Annotated in this window: 16 protein-coding genes; 7 read left to right on the top strand and 9 right to left on the bottom strand. The window is 38.7% G+C overall.

The genetic code is table 11. The features are described 5' to 3' along the window. Nucleotides 1–35 precede the first annotated feature (35 nt). The 3 genes from nusA to AC570I_RS06795 all read right to left on the bottom strand — a co-directional run bounded on the left by nusA (nucleotide 36) and on the right by AC570I_RS06795 (nucleotide 2299). Nucleotides 36–1280 (bottom strand): transcription termination factor NusA, encoded by a 1245-nt coding sequence (nusA, locus tag AC570I_RS06785; protein ID WP_047800038.1) that lies wholly within the window; start codon nucleotides 1278–1280, stop codon nucleotides 36–38. A 1-nt stretch (nucleotide 1281) separates the two neighbouring features. Continuing rightward, complete coding sequence (rimP, locus tag AC570I_RS06790) at nucleotides 1282–1746, bottom strand: ribosome assembly cofactor RimP (protein WP_497404871.1); 465 nt, start codon at nucleotides 1744–1746, stop codon at nucleotides 1282–1284. A gap of 121 nt (nucleotides 1747–1867) precedes the next feature. Next, complete coding sequence (locus AC570I_RS06795; protein WP_497404872.1) at nucleotides 1868–2299, bottom strand: hypothetical protein; 432 nt, start codon at nucleotides 2297–2299, stop codon at nucleotides 1868–1870. 16 nt (nucleotides 2300–2315) lie between these two features. Here AC570I_RS06795 and AC570I_RS06800 point away from each other — a divergent pair, with 16 nt between their 5' ends. Beyond that, complete coding sequence (locus AC570I_RS06800; protein ID WP_047800035.1) at nucleotides 2316–2660, top strand: phage holin family protein; 345 nt, start codon at nucleotides 2316–2318, stop codon at nucleotides 2658–2660. A gap of 46 nt (nucleotides 2661–2706) precedes the next feature. On the opposite strand, the gene AC570I_RS06805 is transcribed toward AC570I_RS06800, so the two are convergent. From AC570I_RS06805 to panC, 4 genes are all read right to left on the bottom strand, one after another. After that, nucleotides 2707–3846, bottom strand: a complete 1140-nt coding sequence (locus tag AC570I_RS06805; protein ID WP_497404873.1) for an acyl-CoA dehydrogenase — start codon at nucleotides 3844–3846, stop codon at nucleotides 2707–2709. Nucleotides 3847–4298: 452 nt separating this feature from the next. Continuing rightward, entirely contained in the window at nucleotides 4299–5276 is a 978-nt protein-coding gene (locus AC570I_RS06810) for a lysylphosphatidylglycerol synthase transmembrane domain-containing protein (protein WP_497404874.1), read from the bottom strand. A gap of 4 nt (nucleotides 5277–5280) precedes the next feature. Then, nucleotides 5281–5631, bottom strand: coding sequence for an aspartate 1-decarboxylase (panD, locus tag AC570I_RS06815; protein WP_497404875.1), 351 nt, complete (start codon nucleotides 5629–5631; stop codon nucleotides 5281–5283). A gap of 13 nt (nucleotides 5632–5644) precedes the next feature. After that, a complete protein-coding gene (panC, locus tag AC570I_RS06820) occupies nucleotides 5645–6490 on the bottom strand; it encodes a pantoate--beta-alanine ligase (RefSeq protein WP_497404876.1) in 846 nt (281 codons plus the stop codon). Nucleotides 6491–6639: 149 nt separating this feature from the next. On the opposite strand from panC, the gene AC570I_RS06825 reads away from it, so the two are divergent. The 3 genes from AC570I_RS06825 to glmS all read left to right on the top strand — a co-directional run bounded on the left by AC570I_RS06825 (nucleotide 6640) and on the right by glmS (nucleotide 10858). After that, a complete protein-coding gene (locus AC570I_RS06825; RefSeq protein WP_047800394.1) occupies nucleotides 6640–7464 on the top strand; it encodes a glycogen/starch synthase in 825 nt (274 codons plus the stop codon). A 21-nt stretch (nucleotides 7465–7485) separates the two neighbouring features. After that, nucleotides 7486–8883 (top strand): DUF4270 domain-containing protein, encoded by a 1398-nt coding sequence (locus AC570I_RS06830; protein WP_047800030.1) that lies wholly within the window; start codon nucleotides 7486–7488, stop codon nucleotides 8881–8883. A 136-nt stretch (nucleotides 8884–9019) separates the two neighbouring features. Further along, nucleotides 9020–10858 carry a glutamine--fructose-6-phosphate transaminase (isomerizing) gene (glmS, locus tag AC570I_RS06835; RefSeq protein ID WP_497404877.1) on the top strand — a complete coding sequence of 613 codons (1839 nt, stop codon included), beginning with the start codon at nucleotides 9020–9022 and terminating at the stop codon, nucleotides 10856–10858. 68 nt (nucleotides 10859–10926) lie between these two features. Here the strand turns inward: glmS and AC570I_RS06840 are convergent, their stop codons facing one another. Continuing rightward, the gene (locus AC570I_RS06840; RefSeq protein WP_047800028.1) at nucleotides 10927–11367 is read right to left on the bottom strand and encodes a single-stranded DNA-binding protein; all 441 of its coding nucleotides are present in this window, start codon (nucleotides 11365–11367) and stop codon (nucleotides 10927–10929) included. A gap of 46 nt (nucleotides 11368–11413) precedes the next feature. Then, nucleotides 11414–12478, bottom strand: coding sequence for an A/G-specific adenine glycosylase (gene mutY / locus AC570I_RS06845; protein ID WP_497404878.1), 1065 nt, complete (start codon nucleotides 12476–12478; stop codon nucleotides 11414–11416). Nucleotides 12479–12646: 168 nt separating this feature from the next. Here mutY and AC570I_RS06850 point away from each other — a divergent pair, with 168 nt between their 5' ends. The 3 genes from AC570I_RS06850 (at nucleotide 12647) to AC570I_RS06860 (ending at nucleotide 15669) form a co-directional block, all read left to right on the top strand. Then, nucleotides 12647–12949, top strand: coding sequence for an HU family DNA-binding protein (locus tag AC570I_RS06850; RefSeq protein WP_010601128.1), 303 nt, complete (start codon nucleotides 12647–12649; stop codon nucleotides 12947–12949). Between the two features lie 216 nt (nucleotides 12950–13165). Next, the gene (locus AC570I_RS06855; protein ID WP_497404879.1) at nucleotides 13166–13834 is read left to right on the top strand and encodes a tetratricopeptide repeat protein; all 669 of its coding nucleotides are present in this window, start codon (nucleotides 13166–13168) and stop codon (nucleotides 13832–13834) included. A 284-nt stretch (nucleotides 13835–14118) separates the two neighbouring features. Further along, nucleotides 14119–15669: an Rne/Rng family ribonuclease gene (locus AC570I_RS06860; protein WP_047800025.1), complete on the top strand. Its 1551-nt coding sequence runs from the start codon at nucleotides 14119–14121 to the stop codon at nucleotides 15667–15669. Nucleotides 15670–15781: the final 112 nt, after the last annotated feature.

Raw genomic sequence — 15781 nt, forward strand, 5'->3', positions numbered from 1 at the left:
ATACAAAAGTAGTGTTTATTTGGCAATTACACCACTTATTCAAATTCTGACTGCAAGATCTGAACCACTTCTTTAATGGTTTCCTCTTCTAAGTCGGTGCGTTTAACCAAATCTTCTACTGTAAGTGCTAAAACACTCTTAGCAGTATCGCAACCGATAGCCTTTAATTCATCAATGATCCAGCTGTCAATCTCATCTGAGAATTCCTCTAAATCTACATCCTCGTCGTTTTCTTCTCCAGCTTCGCGATACACATCAATTTCGTAACCAGTTAATTTACCAGCCAGTTTAATGTTATGTCCGCCACGTCCGATAGCCAATGAAACCTGATCTGGTTTTAAATAAACAGATGCGTGTTTTGTTTCATCATCTAATTTAATAGACGTGATTTTCGCCGGGCTTAAAGCACGGGTAATGTATAATGAAATGTTATTTGTGAAGTTAATCACATCAATATTTTCGTTTTTCAATTCGCGAACGATACCATGGATACGTGATCCTTTCATACCCACGCAAGCACCTACCGGATCGATACGATCATCATAAGATTCTACCGCAACTTTAGCACGTTCTCCTGGTTCACGAACAATTTTCTTAACAGTGATTAAACCATCAAAAATCTCCGGAACTTCAAGTTCGAACAAACGCTGTAAAAACTCAGGTGCTGTTCTTGAAATAATGATCTTCGGATTTGCATTGATCATTTCTACTTTAGAGATTACTGCTCTCACAGAATCACCTTTTTTGAAATAATCAGCAGGAATCTGCTCTGTTTTAGGCATTAAAAGTTCATTACCTTCATCATCCAGAACCAGGGTTTCTTTCTTCCAAACCTGATAAACCTCGCCGGTAATAATTTCACCAACACGGTCTTTATACTTTTTGAAGATCTCGTCCTTTTCTAACTCCAATACTTTAGAAACCAAAGTCTGGCGTGCTGCTAAAATTGCTCTACGTCCGAAACTCTCTAATGTAATCTGCTCGATATAATCATCACCAACCTCTAAAGTCGGATCAAACTGATGTACATCAGCAAGTTCAATCTCTAAATCATCATCTTCTGAGAAACCATCCTCCATTACTTTTCTAGTTCTCCAGATTTCCAAATCCCCGTTATCGGGATTTACAATCACATCACAGTTTTCGTCTGTTCCGTATTTTTTACGCAACATACTACGGAAAACCTCTTCCAACACACTGATCACCGTAGGGCGATCTATATTTTTAAAATCCTTAAACTCCTGAAAAGAGTCGATCAAATTAATTGTTGTAGTACTCATTTTACTTAAATGAAATTAACACACTGGTTTCTAATATATCATTAAGCGACACTTCAGTTTGAACTAAAACCGCTTTTTTCCCTTTTTCCTTAACCGATTCCTCCATCAGCAGGTTATTTTCTGCAAGCCCTAAAAGTTTCCCTTCCTTCTTCTTTCCGTCCTTTAATTTCAGACTTAACGTTCTGCCGATATTTTTTTGATATTGACGGATCAGCTTTAAAGGCTCACCAACTCCGGGAGAAGAAACTTCTAAATTATAAGCTTGTTCAATTGTATTTTCCTCTTCTAAATGAAAACCAACATGCCTGCTTATGGCCACACAATCCTGTATGCTAATACCTTCGTCACCATCAACATGAATAATTAATTTATTGTTTGGCAACATTTTCACATCAACCAGAAACAGCTCTGGCCGGTCTGCAATTTTTTCCTCTACGAGGTCAGCAACTCTCTTTTCTACTTGCATATTTTAACCTGATTTCATAGAAAAAGGGGACACTGTCCCCTTCTCTTTTCTTCGATTACGATGCAAATGTAATAATTTTTTTATAAAATTTCAATAGCCATGCGAATTATTATACTGATTACTACCGCTTAAGAATTTGTTTTTGCGGCTGTAGGTTCTGTTTGATGGTACCAGAGAATAGTTTACTCACCGTAGCAAACTCAACACCGATAAAACTTTCAACCAGATATCTTTTATTTTTCTTAAAAGGCTGATCTGGCTTAAACAAGATGGAATCTCCCTGAAGCACATAATGACCCTTTACCACAATTTCATCCTGCAGGCTATCTAGCTCGCCTGGCAAGGCAATCACTGAAAGCAGGTTTGATGAATCAAGGTTTTTTGAATAAACATTTTTGACCTGAACAAGACTGGCTTCACCAAGATTGTTAAGAACAATTGAAGTACTATCTATCGAAAACTTAATGACTGCTTTGTTGTTTCTTCCTGAGCAAGAAATAAAAAATGCAGCCACTATAAAAATGATCAGTTGCTGATTTAAATTTTTAACCATTGTCAAATTTAACATTATGAGATTAATTATCGAGATCCTTTTAATGGGACTAGCCTTTTTTATCGGCGCAAAATTAGTTCCCGGCGTAGAAGTAGCGGGCTATTCGAGCGCCTTGATTGCCGCAATTCTAATCGCCCTTGCAAATGCAACAATAGGGTTTATCCTGAGGCTATTAACCTTCCCGATTAATTTCCTAACACTAGGATTGGTATCATTCATCATTACTGTGTTAATGATTCTTCTGGTAGATAGCATGATGACCTCATTCAATACATCTGGTTTCTTTGCAGCAGCTTTTCTGGCGATCATTGTGGCGCTGATTAAGGCAATATTTGGTGCTATTGCCGGAGAAAAAGAATAGTATTGAGCTGGGCGATTGAAACAAGGGCCAAACGCCCAGCCTAAGATTATCTGATCACCTCACGCGAGATGACCATTTTCTGGATTTCAGATGTGCCCTCGTATATTTGTGTAATTTTTGCATCGCGCATTAAACGTTCTACATGGTATTCTTTGACAAAGCCATAACCCCCGTGAACCTGCACGGCTTCTATAGTCACATCCATTGCTACCTTGGAAGCGAAAAGCTTAGCCATGGAACCAGCCTGAGTATAAGACAAGCCCTGATCTTTGAGCCAGGCGGCTTTATAAACCAATAATCGGGCAGCCTCTATTTGTGTAGCCATATCAGCCAGTTTAAATGCGATTGCCTGATGGTCGGAAATCGGCTTACCAAATGATTTACGTTGTTTGGCATAGGCAGTTGCCAGCTCAAAGGCTCCCTGGGCAATACCGAGTGCCTGGGCTGCAATACCGATCCGGCCACCTTCCAGCGTTTTCATGGCGAACTTAAAACCAAAACCATCTTCACCAATCCTGTTTTCTTTAGGCACCTTAACATCGTTAAACATCAGTGAATGTGTATCAGACCCACGTATACCGAGCTTATTTTCCTTTGGACCAACGGTAAATCCTGGTGTTCCCTTTTCCACAATAAAAGCGTTTATCCCCTTATGTTTTAATTCAGGATGGGTTTGCGCAATAACAAGATATGTTGATGCTGTTTCACCATTTGTAATCCAGTTTTTCGTTCCATTTAGCAAATAATAATCACCCTTATCTTCCGCCGTAGTGCTTTGCGAAGTTGCATCAGATCCTGCTTCAGGTTCTGAAAGGCAAAATGCACCGATCTTTTCCCCTGAAGCCAGAGGCTTTAGATATTTTTCTTTTTGTTCTTCTGTTCCGTAGGCTTCAAGGCCGTAACAAACCAAAGAATTATTCACTGAAACAACAACAGATGCTGAGGCATCAATCTTGGAAAGCTCCTCCATTACCAGTACATAGGAAATGGCATCCAGTCCGCTTCCATTATATTTTTCATCAACCATCATCCCCAGAAATCCCAGTTCACCAAGTTTTTTAACTTGCTCTGCCGGAAATTTCTGATGCTCATCCCTTTCGATTACCCCAGGCTTTAATTCCTGCTGCGCAAAATCGCGGGCAGCCTGCCGGATCATTAGTTGTTCTTCACTTAATTCAAAATGCATAACATTTATGTATAAAAGGTTAGTAAATCAAATGTATGATTAATAGATCAAAAATACTATGGCTGCATAGTATTTTTTTTTTAAGTAAACCTTCCTCATCGCATCCGTTTTTGCGGGGAGGATCTTTTTTGTATACTGTCAGAATTTTCCAGATATGGGAGGATTTCTTTCTCCCAGGTAGGGCCTTCCTTCGTCCACCGCTTTACTTTCCCCCGGGAACACAGTACAACTGGAACATTCAATGGTCATGCCAGAAACGAATCTTGAGCGTACCTAGAACGTGAAAACACGTAGCAGACACGTTCCAGACACGTTCAAGACACGTACGAAACTTGGCTGAGTGGTATGGAATGCAAGGACGAATTAGCCTGTTATATCGGCGCTGAATAAAACCTGAACGCTAATTTAAGCGATAATATTTACCTTTCCGGAAGCAACAATTTACTTAAATGTCAGATTTGTTTTTTGGTCAGCACCAGGAATAAGCTCAGACTGCCTAAAACTAAAATCAGCAATACCTGAGACGAGTGGATAATGGCTGCATAGGCTAAACCATCGGTAAATGACACAGCGGAAAGCACAAGCGATTGCGCAACCATCCAGTGAAAAACGCCGATGCCGCCCTGAACTGGGGCGGCCATAGCAAAACCTGAAAATACGATAGCTGTAGCGGCAACGCTAACCCCAAGATGAGCCGTTGAATGTAAAGCCGAAAAACAAAAGTACATAGACAAAATGTAAAAAAACCAGATTGACAATGTATAAAGCCAGAAAATTCCTTTCCGTTTTAATTTTTTGTAGGAGCTAAACCCTTGCCTCAGGCTGATAAATAATTTCAGCAGTTTGCGACCGACTTTTTGTCTTAATAAAGAAAATACAAAGCCGCCCAACAAGATTAGTATCAGGAAGGCCGCAAGGAACCACCAGTAATTCACCTGATCAAATCTGTGTATGATATTCTCAAGAAGTATTTTATGAAAAAAGGAACTAAGCTTATTGTATTGAAAAAAGGTAATACAAACTGCACTGGCTAATAACACGCCGATATCAAACAGCCGCTCAGTTATTACCGTCCCGATGGAAACAAACATTGGAACTTTATTTGTTTTATGAATAACCGAGCAACGCCCTATTTCACCAAAGCGGGGTAGTGCAAGATTGGCCAGATAACCAATCATCACAGCATGATAGATATTGACAATGCCGATGTTATATTTCATTGACTGATATAGCAACTGCCAGCGCAGCGCTCTCAATATATGCGCAACCAGAACAGCTGCCATGGATGTCAAAACCCAGAAATAATCAGCAGATTTAATTTCCTGCCATAAACTTTTTAAATCCTGTCCCCTAAATGCTAAATAAAGTATTACCACACCTATTGAGAATAATAGGAGATACTTCAGAGCCGTTTTAAGGTCGAATGTCACAAGGCTATTTTAGCAAGTGGTTATTGTCATCAGGGAAAACTAAAATTGGATTATATTTTTTTGCTTCATCAATTGGAAGGGCACCATAAGACATAATGATTAATACATCACCTAACTGTGCCAAACGCGCTGTAGCTCCGTTTAAACAGATTGTACCAGTACCGCGTTCGCCTTTTATAACATAAGTTTCGAAACGGGCACCATTATTATTATTAACAATCTGCACCTTTTCATTGGCGATAATATTAGCCGCATCCATCAAATCTTCATCAATCGTAATACTGCCAACATAGTTTAACTCGGCTTGCGTTACACGAACGCGATGTATTTTCGATTTTAATATTGTAATAACCATGGTGCAAAGTTAACTATTTAATGATCATATTATCAATAAGTCGGGTTGAACCCACTTTTGCTGCCACCAAAACCACCAGACTATTTTCGTCTTTAGATTTAGCCCGCTCAAGCGTATTTCCGTTGGCAATTGTGAAATAATCCAGCTCCACCCCGTCAATCCCCCGATAGAGTGCCTTCCCTCGTTCTTCAAGTTCATCAATATCGTATACAGCCCAATGGTCAATCACATACTGTAGCGATTTACTCAGGACTAAAGAATGTTCACGATCGGCGGGTGACAAGTGGATATTTCTGCTGCTCATTGCCAATCCGTCTTCTTCACGGATAATCGGACAGGTGATAATCCTGATTGGCAAGTTAAAATGTGCGAGCATATTTTTAATCATAAGCACCTGTTGAAAATCTTTTTGTCCAAACATGGCCAGATCGGGCTCAACTGCATCAAACAGCTTTTTCACAATCTGGGTTACCCCCTGATAGTGTCCCTTTCTAAATGCACCTTCCAGTAAGAATTCAGCACTCCCAAGATCGATATGCCATTTTTCATCGGCACCTTGTGGATACATTTCCTGCACATCAGGCATAAATACGCCACTACAACCTGCCTCTTCAAGCATAGCCAGATCATGCTCTATTGGCCTTGGATATTTTTCAAGGTCTTTTGGATCTGTAAACTGAGTAGGGTTAACGAAGATGCTGCAAATTATGATATCTGCATTTTCCTGAGCCAGTTTAATGAGTGAAATGTGGCCGTTGTGCAAAGCACCCATGGTAGGGACAAGTGCAATTTTTTTACCTGATGCTTTTAAGGGTGCAATAAAAGCCTTAAGTGCTGATTTGGTTTTAAATACTTCCAAAGTCGACAATCTAAATTAAAGCCGTAAAGGTGTAAATTAATCTAAATGAAACCAAACAATACTTGCCAATCTTGATAAATAGTATTATTATGCTTATCTTTGCCGCTCATTATCTTTTATTTAACTTAATATTTTCTTAAAATATGGAGATGGCAAAAACGAAGCTGCTGATTGTTACACACGAGATGTCGCCTTTCCTCGAGCTTACTAAAATTTCTGAAATTACGCGTCAATTACCACAGGCTATGCAAGAGAAGGGATTCGAAATCCGCATTCTTATGCCCAAATTCGGTAATATCAACGAAAGAAGAAATCGTCTACACGAAGTAATACGCTTATCGGGAATGAACATCATTATTGATGACAATGATAACCCTTTAATTATTAAAGTAGCCTCCATCCCAGCTGCACGAATGCAGGTTTATTTCTTAGATAACGAAGAGTACTTCCAGCGCAAGCAGGTATTCAGAGACGCTAGTGGTAAATTCTTTGATGACAATGATGAGCGTACTATTTTCTTTTGTAAAGGCGCATTGGAAACCGTAAAAAAATTAGGATGGGCCCCTGATATCGTTCACTGCCACGGCTGGATGAGTTCATTAGTTCCTGCCTACATCAAAACCACTTACAAAAACGACCCTACTTTCAAAAACTCAAAGGTAGTATATTCTATTTATGAGGATTCATTTGCTGAAAAATTGAATGCCAACTTTGCGAAGAAAGCAGTAATGTCTAACATGACCGAAGAGGATACTAAAGCATTCCTTCCTTCAGATTGTAATAGCATGCACATTGGTGCTGTGACGCACTCTGATGCAGTGGTTTTAGCAGATGAAAACCTGGATAAAGATGTGTTAAAATTTGTTAAAGATTCCAATAAGCCAACATTAGCTTTTAACTTAACCGAGAATTTTGAAAACTTCTATACTTTTTATGAAGAAATTTCAAATGATGAATTGGTTTCAGTTGCTTAATTAGGTATTATTATTTTAAATATGAAATTTACAAAACAAGACTTATTAACCCTGTTGATAAGTCTTTTTCTTTTTGCGTCGTGTAAGAATCCCGATGGTGTTGGTTTAGATATCGATTCAAATACCGCCATCACCGGCAATCTGGTTGTATCTAATGTTACAACACAGATCGTTAAAGAAGCAGACATCAGCACAATTGCGCTTGCCCGTTATCCTATCGGCTATATGAATGACCCTGTTTTTGGTAAAACAGAGGCCAGCATTGCAATGACAGTTGCACCACCAACAACACTCGCTCAGGATTTCGGCACTTCCCCAACTCTTGATTCTGCAGTATTGGTGTTAAGCCTTCCAACTACTGATGCAGTAACTAAATTCTACGGAGATACCACCAGTTCCATATACAGTGTTGATATCTATCAACTAACAAATAATATCACTAAATATAAAAACTCTGATGTGCAGGCGCACAACAGTCAGCTTTTGGGAAACTTCAGAGGTAAAATAAATCCTAATACCCCTGTAAAAATTTATGATATTGTTACTGCTGCTGCAGACACAATCAAAAACATGCCCGCTCAACTTAGAATTCCGCTGAACAAGGCTTTTATACAGCAACAAATCATGAACCTGGCAATAACCAATTTCACTACCAACGCTAAGTTTGCTAACATTTTCAAAGGGTTATATGCGCAGATCAACAAAACGACGTCCAGTGGTACCGGAGGAATTGCGTTCATTGACTTTTCAAGCAGCACTTCTTATTTGCAATTGGTATATAAGCATACCAACACGTCAAGCGGCATTGATACTACATCTGTTAACTTCCCTATCGGAACCAGTTCGACGGCTTTACCGATTACTGCTACGATTAGTCATGACTATACCGGAACACCTGTTCAAACTCAACTATTAGCCCCAACAGCCGAATATCAAACTACCTATCTTCAGGGATTGGTAGGTGTTAAAACAAAAATTAAGTTCCCTGATCTGGCTAAGTTTAACAGTACATATGGAAAATCAGTGGTAAACAAAGCTGATCTGATCATCGAGCTGGGTAGCGGAACTTCAGTTTATCCTTTCCTGGCTGCACAAAGGTTATCCTTATACAGATGGGACCTTGCCGAACAACCGGCTAACATTTCAGACTATACAAGTTACGTTGCCAATAGTACACCGGCTTTGTTTGGAGGTTATTTCGATTCCATTAACAACAGGTATATTTTTAACGTAACCAATTACGTGCAAACATTAATTGATGGAACAATCGAGGATAATGGTACCTTTCTTGCACCGACATCTTACACCTTATTCGAAACTACTCCCACCGCAACTTCAGCAGAAAGAGCAATTATCGGAGCCAAAACTACTACAACTAACAAGATTAAGCTGAACATTTATTACACCAAGATAAATTAGAACTTAAACTCAGTATTTTAAAAGCCAGCATATCCCCGATAGGCTGGCTTTTTATTTACAGATAATTTTCACGGAAAATTCATTTAAGTCAAACGTTTGTTTTAGTATGTTTACACAATTAAAATTTTAAAATATTATGTGTGGAATAGTAGGCTATATTGGCTATAGAGAGGCTTGGCCAATTGTATTAAAGGGCCTTAAAAGACTAGAGTACCGGGGTTATGATAGTGCAGGTATCGCATTGATGAACAACAGCGGTCAGCATATTTATAAAAAGGCCGGTAAAGTTGCCGTACTGGAAGAATTTGCAGAAAACCATGATAAAACTGGTACAATTGGAATGGGCCATACCCGATGGGCTACGCATGGAGTTCCATCCGACAGGAATTCACATCCTCATACTTCGAATAACGGGCAGTTATCCATTATTCATAACGGCATTATAGAAAACTATGCCACACTAAAAGAAGAGCTTACCCGCAGGGGCCACACCTTTAATAGCGATACTGATACTGAAGTACTCGTTCACCTGATAGAAGAAATACAGAAAGTAGAACAGATTGATCTGCTTGAGGCGGTACGTTTGGCATTACATGAAGTGATTGGTGCTTATGCCATTGTAATTATGGATAAGAGTAATCCTGATCGCCTGATCGCTGCGCGTAAAGGTAGTCCGATGGTGATTGGTGTAGGCCAAGGCGAATATTTTATTGCTTCAGATGCAACACCCATCATTGAATATACTAAAAATGTAATCTACCTGAACGATAATGAAATCGCTTTGATTACCAAAGACGATTTGTTAGTTAAGCGTTTAGATAATGTGGTACAAACCCCATTTGTACAGGAACTGCAATTACAGCTGGAGATGCTGGAGAAAGGCGGCTTTGATCATTTTATGTTAAAAGAGATTTATGAGCAACCCAGATCAATTAAAGACTGCATGCGCGGACGTATCTATCCAGAGGAAGGTTATGTACAACTGGGAGGCATTAAAGAGTTTGCAGAGAAGCTAAAAAACATAGACAGGATCATCATTGTAGCATGCGGAACTTCATGGCACGCAGGTTTGGTAGGCGAATATTTAATTGAAGAGTATGCCCGGATTCCGGTAGAGGTAGAATATGCTTCTGAATTCCGGTACCGAAATCCTATTATCACGGAGAAAGATGTTGTTATTGCCATTTCTCAATCTGGAGAAACTGCAGATACGATGGCTGCAATTGAAATGGCAAAAGAACGTGGTGCAACCATCTTCGGAATATGTAATGTGGCTGGCGCGTCTATCCCACGACTAACGCATGCTGGTGTTTATACGCATGCAGGACCAGAGATAGGAGTAGCGTCAACAAAAGCTTTTACCGCTCAGGTAACAGTGCTTACACTAATGGCATTTTACATGGCACAGAAAAAAGGCACTATTACCACATCTAAATTGATTGAACTTTTAACAGAGCTTGATAACATACCTGATAAAATTCAGATCGCATTGGAGTCAAATGACTTGATTAAGGAAGTAGCTGAAAAAATAAAAGATTCCAGGAACTGCCTATTTTTAGGTAGAGGCAGCGGGTTTCCGGTTGCACTTGAAGGCGCATTAAAACTTAAAGAAATTTCCTATATCCACGCAGAAGGCTATCCGGCAGCCGAAATGAAACACGGCCCTATTGCGCTTATTGATGAGGAAATGCCAGTCGTATTCATCGCAACACAAAACTCATCATATGAAAAAGTAATCAGCAATATACAGGAAGTTAAAGCCAGGAAAGGACAGGTTATTGCAATAGTAACACAAGGTGATACAGAGGTAAAGAAAATGGCAGACTATTGTATAGAAATACCGGATTCAGCTGAAGCATTTTTGCCGTTATTAGCAACCATTCCATTACAACTGTTGTCATATCACATTGCTGTAATGAGGGGATGTAATGTTGATCAACCCAGAAACCTGGCCAAATCGGTTACTGTTGAATAAAAATATGAAACACCATAAAAAAAGCTACCTGAATAAATCAGGTAGCTTTTTTTTTTATAATTTAAACTTTAGAATGGAAGATCTCCATTTTCATCAGAAGGACTAATTGTAAACTCATCCTGTATTTTAGACTCCGTATTTTGAGGAATAGCTGCTGTAACAGGACTTTGTTCGAAATCACTTTTCCTGCCCAGCATGGTAAAGTTTTCAGCAACAATTTCGGTAACATACTTTTTTACTTTTTCTTTATCTTCAAAAGACCGGGTTCTTAATTTCCCTTCGATATAAACGAGTTTACCTTTTTGCAGATATTTGGATGCCACCTCAGCCAGTCCGCGCCATAATACGATATTATGCCACTCTGTTTGTTCTACTCTTTTACCATCTTTATTATAAGTTTCAGAAGTAGCTAATGGAAAACTAGCTACTGTTACGCCCCCTTCTAAATGACGCACCTCCGGGTCTTTACCCAAATGGCCTACTAAAATAACTTTGTTAATGCCCGACATAAATATTTTGGTTAGTTTTTTATTTACCCTTTTCCGCTAAAGATGGTTAGTTATTCCAACTTATCTCCGAAAAATATTCCACTATAAAATCGTGAATAACTTTCGGTTGCGGCAACTCATCTAGCTTCTCTAATGAAACCCAATTAAGTTCCTTTTGTTTATTAAAGTTAAATATATAATTTTTTAATGCAAAAAATTGTATATGGATTATTTGGTGCGTTAAAATATGCTTTTTGGCAGATAGAAGGGTGTATTCAACCTGGTTCCCGAAAGTACTCTTGACGTGTTCGTGGAAAACATTATCCATTTGTGATACCGAACCAGTTGTTTCTATGGCCGGAAAATCGTATAAATGTTGCCAGATATCACCAGATTGCCGCTCACGAACCAGTATCTTGTCATTCTCATGACAAATAAAATAACTGATAAATCTGTGTTTCTGGGCAGCTTTCTTGATTTTTACGGGCAATAAATTAACGGCATTTTGATTAAATGCGTAACATGATAACTTAACCGGACAAACACTACAATTTGGCGATTTTGGCTTACATTGCAGCGCACCAAATTCCATTATTGCCTGGTTATAGAGCGCCGGATTCTCCTGATATAGCAGATCATTTGCCAGCGTAAAAAAAGCCTTCTTACCTGCGGGGGAATTGATCGCAATTTCAATTCCAAAGTGCCGTGCAAGTACCCTGAAAACATTTCCGTCTACTACAGCGCGGGCCTCACCGGAAGAAAAAGACGATATTGCGGCTGCTGTGTATTCTCCGATTCCTTTTAGTTTCAGGAGATCATCATGTTGGTTTGGGAAGATTCCGTTATATTTTTCCATCACAATTTTTGCTGTGGCATGCATGTTTCTGCCTCTGGAGTAGTAGCCTAACCCTTGCCAGAGCTTTAAAACCCGGGCCTCCGCTGCACGGGCAAAGTCGGCTACCGAAGGAAAGTTCTGAAGGAATTTATTGAAGTAAGGCATACCCTGGTCAACCCTGGTTTGCTGTAATATTATCTCTGATAACCAGATGGTATAAGCATCTTTTGTATGTCTCCAGGGCAAATCCCTTTTGTTATTTTGATACCAGTTAATCAGTTCTTGTTGGAATGTCATTCCTGCAAATTACGGTGTTATTATTGGTTTTAAAAAAAACTTGCAATCGGATGATAAGCGCTGCGATAAAAAAATCATCTTTTATTTTCCTATCTCATTAAAAAGCAATACTTTTGCAACCCCAAAACAGTTATAATATTAAAACACAATATATATAAATAAGTAAATATGACTAAGGCAGATATTATTTCAGAAATATCAACAAAAACCGGAATTGAGAAGGTTGATGTACAGGAAACAGTTGAGGCATTCTTCAAAGTTATCAAAACTAGCATGATTGGCGGTGAAAATGTATACGTTAGAGGCTTCGGAAGCTTTGTTGTTAAAAAGAGAGCGCAGAAAACTGCTAGAAATATCTCGAAAAACACTGCAATAATTATCCCAGAACACTTCGTACCTAGCTTTAAACCAGCAAAAGTATTTGTTGATAAAGTTAAAAGTAACTCAAAAAAAATCAGCGTAGAAGCTTAAGTCGTCATTATGAATAGCAGCATCAGATCAAAACAAATCATCATCATTGGAGCGGTTGTATTGTTGATTGCTTTCCTATTCACAAGAGACATTAAAGGTTTAGTAAAACCAACTGAAGAAAATGGCAAAATGCCTTCAACTGGTCAGGTATCAGGCGGAGCTTCAGCAAACCCTTCAGCTTTAAGTATCGAAACTTCATCAACAGCAGCCAAAAATGTGCTAAACAAAAATTTAGCTACAGACATTACTGCCTTAGAAAATAGTTATAAAGGTGCTTCTGGTACAGAAAAAACCGACCTTGCAAAACAATTAGCCCAGAAATGGGATGATGTGGAGCAAATTACTCCATCAGCACTTTATTTAGAAGTTGTTGCCCAAAACGAACCATCATCGAAAACTTGGTTAGCGGCTGGTAATCAATTTATAAAAGCTTTTGAGAGTACACAAGATAGCCTGGCACAACCTGCATTATTGCAAAAAGCCAATACATCTTATAAAAATGCTTTAGAGAAGGATGCTACAAACATTGAAGCAAAAACAGGATTAGGAGTTACTATCGTAAATGGCTTAGGCGCACCAATGCAAGGTATTGCAATGCTGCTTGAGGTTGTTGCGAAAGAACCTAAAAATGTTAAAGCCAATATGAACCTGGGCTTATTCTCTATCAAATCAGGCCAGTTTGACAAAGCAATTCCGCGTTTCAAAACGGTTATCGCTGAGTCTCCAACTCCTGAAGCTTACTTTTACCTGGGAACAGCCCTTGAAAATTTAGGCAAAAACAAAGAAGCAGTTGAAGCTTATTTAAACAGCAAAAAATTAGCAGCTAACCCAACCTTATCATCATTTATCGATAAGAAAGTGGCTGAACTAAAGAATAAAATTTAATTAACAGATTAATAAAAAACATTAAAACTTAAAACTATGCCAAGCGGTAAAAAAAGAAAAAGACATAAAATGGCTACTCACAAACGTAAAAAACGCCTAAGAAAAAACAGACATAAGAAAAAATAATTTCTTATTTTGATAAAACCCTTCTAAACCTCATAGTAAATACTATGAGGTTTAAAGTATTTATACGAATTTCCATTCGTGCTTATACTTGGGAACTATCAGATTTTTCAAGTTTACGATCCATTTGTTAACAGGCGGAAGCCTTAAATCTGTAGCTGTTGGTAAAAGAATTAATTATCAATTCGACTCCTGCCGGAGTTACCATAGCTTTAGTTGAAGACAAGCAACTTGTTGAGCTTCATAAAGAACAAATCAATAACAATTATGCCGTAGGCGACATCTATTTAGGCCGCATAAAGAAAATTATGCCTGGTTTGAATGCCGCGTTTGTGGATGTTGGTTATGAAAAAGATGCATTCCTGCATTATTTCGATTTGGGCCCTCAGGTGCAATCTTTAATTAAGCTGACGAAGATTAAGCGTAATGGTTCGGTAACTGGTACACTATTAGACAATTTAAAGCTGGAAGCCGATATTAACAAGGCTGGCAAAATTTCTGAAGTGCTTGCCAAAAACATGCTCATTCCTGTACAAATTGCTAAAGAGCCAATTTCTACAAAGGGGCCTCGTTTAAGTTCCGACCTATCAATCGCCGGCAGGTATGTGGTATTGGTGCCATTCTCCAATACCATATCCATATCAAAAAAAATAAAAAGCAATACTGAACGTAATCGTTTAAAAAAGATTATTGAAAGTATTAAGCCTCAAAATTTTGGGGTAATTATCAGAACGGTTTCTGAAGGCAGAGGAGTTGCCGAGATGCAAAAAGATCTGCTTGATCTGATTGCGAAATGGGAAAGCTTCATCAAGAAGCTGCCTACTGCCGAACCCTCAAAGCGAGTTTGGGGCGAAATGGACAGATCATCAACGTTAATTCGTGATATTCTGAATCCTGATTTCACAAACGTTTACGTGAGTACACCAGAATTGTACGACGACATACGTTCTTATGTACACGATATTTCTCCGGAAATGGAAAAAATCGTTAAGCTTTATAAGCAGAAAGAACCAATCTTCGATCATTTTGGTATAGAAAAGCAGATTAAAAATGCTTTCGGAAAAACAGTAAACCTCCCCGGAGGAGCCTACCTGGTTGTAGAGCACACCGAAGCACTACACGTAATAGATGTGAACAGTGGTAACCGTACTGCCAGTAAAGAGAATCAGGAAGAGAATGCTTTACAGGTAAACAAAGAGGCGGCTAAAGAAATTGCCCGACAATTACGCCTGCGTGATATGGGCGGTATTGTGGTAATCGATTTCATCGATATGCACAAACCAACAAACCGTAAAATGCTATTCGATCATTTGCGTGAGCTGATGCTGTTGGATAGAGCAAAACATACCATTTTACCGCCGAGTAAATTTGGTTTAGTGCAAATCACCAGGCAACGTGTTCGTCCGGAGATGAATATTGTTACGGTAGAAAAATGTCCGGCCTGCGATGGGACTGGAGAAATTAAAGCGAGTATCGTTTTAATGGATGATATTGAGAATAACCTGAATTATATTTTACGTGAGCAAAATGAAAAAGGAATAACACTTTGTGTTCACCCTTATATCGAAGCTTACATTACTAAAGGTATTTTTAACTTACAGCGCCGTTGGTTCTTTAAATATGGCCAATGGATTAAAGTTAAACCACAATCATCGTATTATTTAAATGAGTTTCATTTCATCTCATCAAAAGACGAAGAGATTAAATTATAATTCAAATTACATTATCAAAAAGCCTGGATCTTCCGATTCGGGCTTTTTTGTTAATATCTGATCCGGCATGCTTAAAGAAATGCAAACGATATATCGAAGAATAGCCTGATTG

The sequence above is a fragment of the Pedobacter sp. A2324 genome (genome assembly GCF_059693705.1).

Excerpts from the sequence above, each read along its gene's own strand:
- AC570I_RS06830 (WP_047800030.1), top strand. The coding sequence starts at position 7,486 with ATGAAATTTACAAAACAAGACTTATTAACCCTGTTGATAAGTCTTTTT.
- AC570I_RS06800 (WP_047800035.1), top strand. The coding sequence starts at position 2,316 with ATGAGATTAATTATCGAGATCCTTTTAATGGGACTAGCCTTTTTTATC.
- AC570I_RS06850 (WP_010601128.1), top strand. The coding sequence starts at position 12,647 with ATGACTAAGGCAGATATTATTTCAGAAATATCAACAAAAACCGGAATT.
- AC570I_RS06805 (WP_497404873.1), bottom strand. The coding sequence starts at position 3,846 with ATGCATTTTGAATTAAGTGAAGAACAACTAATGATCCGGCAGGCTGCC.
- glmS (WP_497404877.1), top strand. The coding sequence starts at position 9,020 with ATGTGTGGAATAGTAGGCTATATTGGCTATAGAGAGGCTTGGCCAATT.
- AC570I_RS06795 (WP_497404872.1), bottom strand. The coding sequence starts at position 2,299 with ATGGTTAAAAATTTAAATCAGCAACTGATCATTTTTATAGTGGCTGCA.
- rimP (WP_497404871.1), bottom strand. The coding sequence starts at position 1,746 with ATGCAAGTAGAAAAGAGAGTTGCTGACCTCGTAGAGGAAAAAATTGCA.
- mutY (WP_497404878.1), bottom strand. The coding sequence starts at position 12,478 with ATGACATTCCAACAAGAACTGATTAACTGGTATCAAAATAACAAAAGG.
- panD (WP_497404875.1), bottom strand. The coding sequence starts at position 5,631 with ATGGTTATTACAATATTAAAATCGAAAATACATCGCGTTCGTGTAACG.
- AC570I_RS06825 (WP_047800394.1), top strand. The coding sequence starts at position 6,640 with ATGGCAAAAACGAAGCTGCTGATTGTTACACACGAGATGTCGCCTTTC.
- AC570I_RS06840 (WP_047800028.1), bottom strand. The coding sequence starts at position 11,367 with ATGTCGGGCATTAACAAAGTTATTTTAGTAGGCCATTTGGGTAAAGAC.
- nusA (WP_047800038.1), bottom strand. The coding sequence starts at position 1,280 with ATGAGTACTACAACAATTAATTTGATCGACTCTTTTCAGGAGTTTAAG.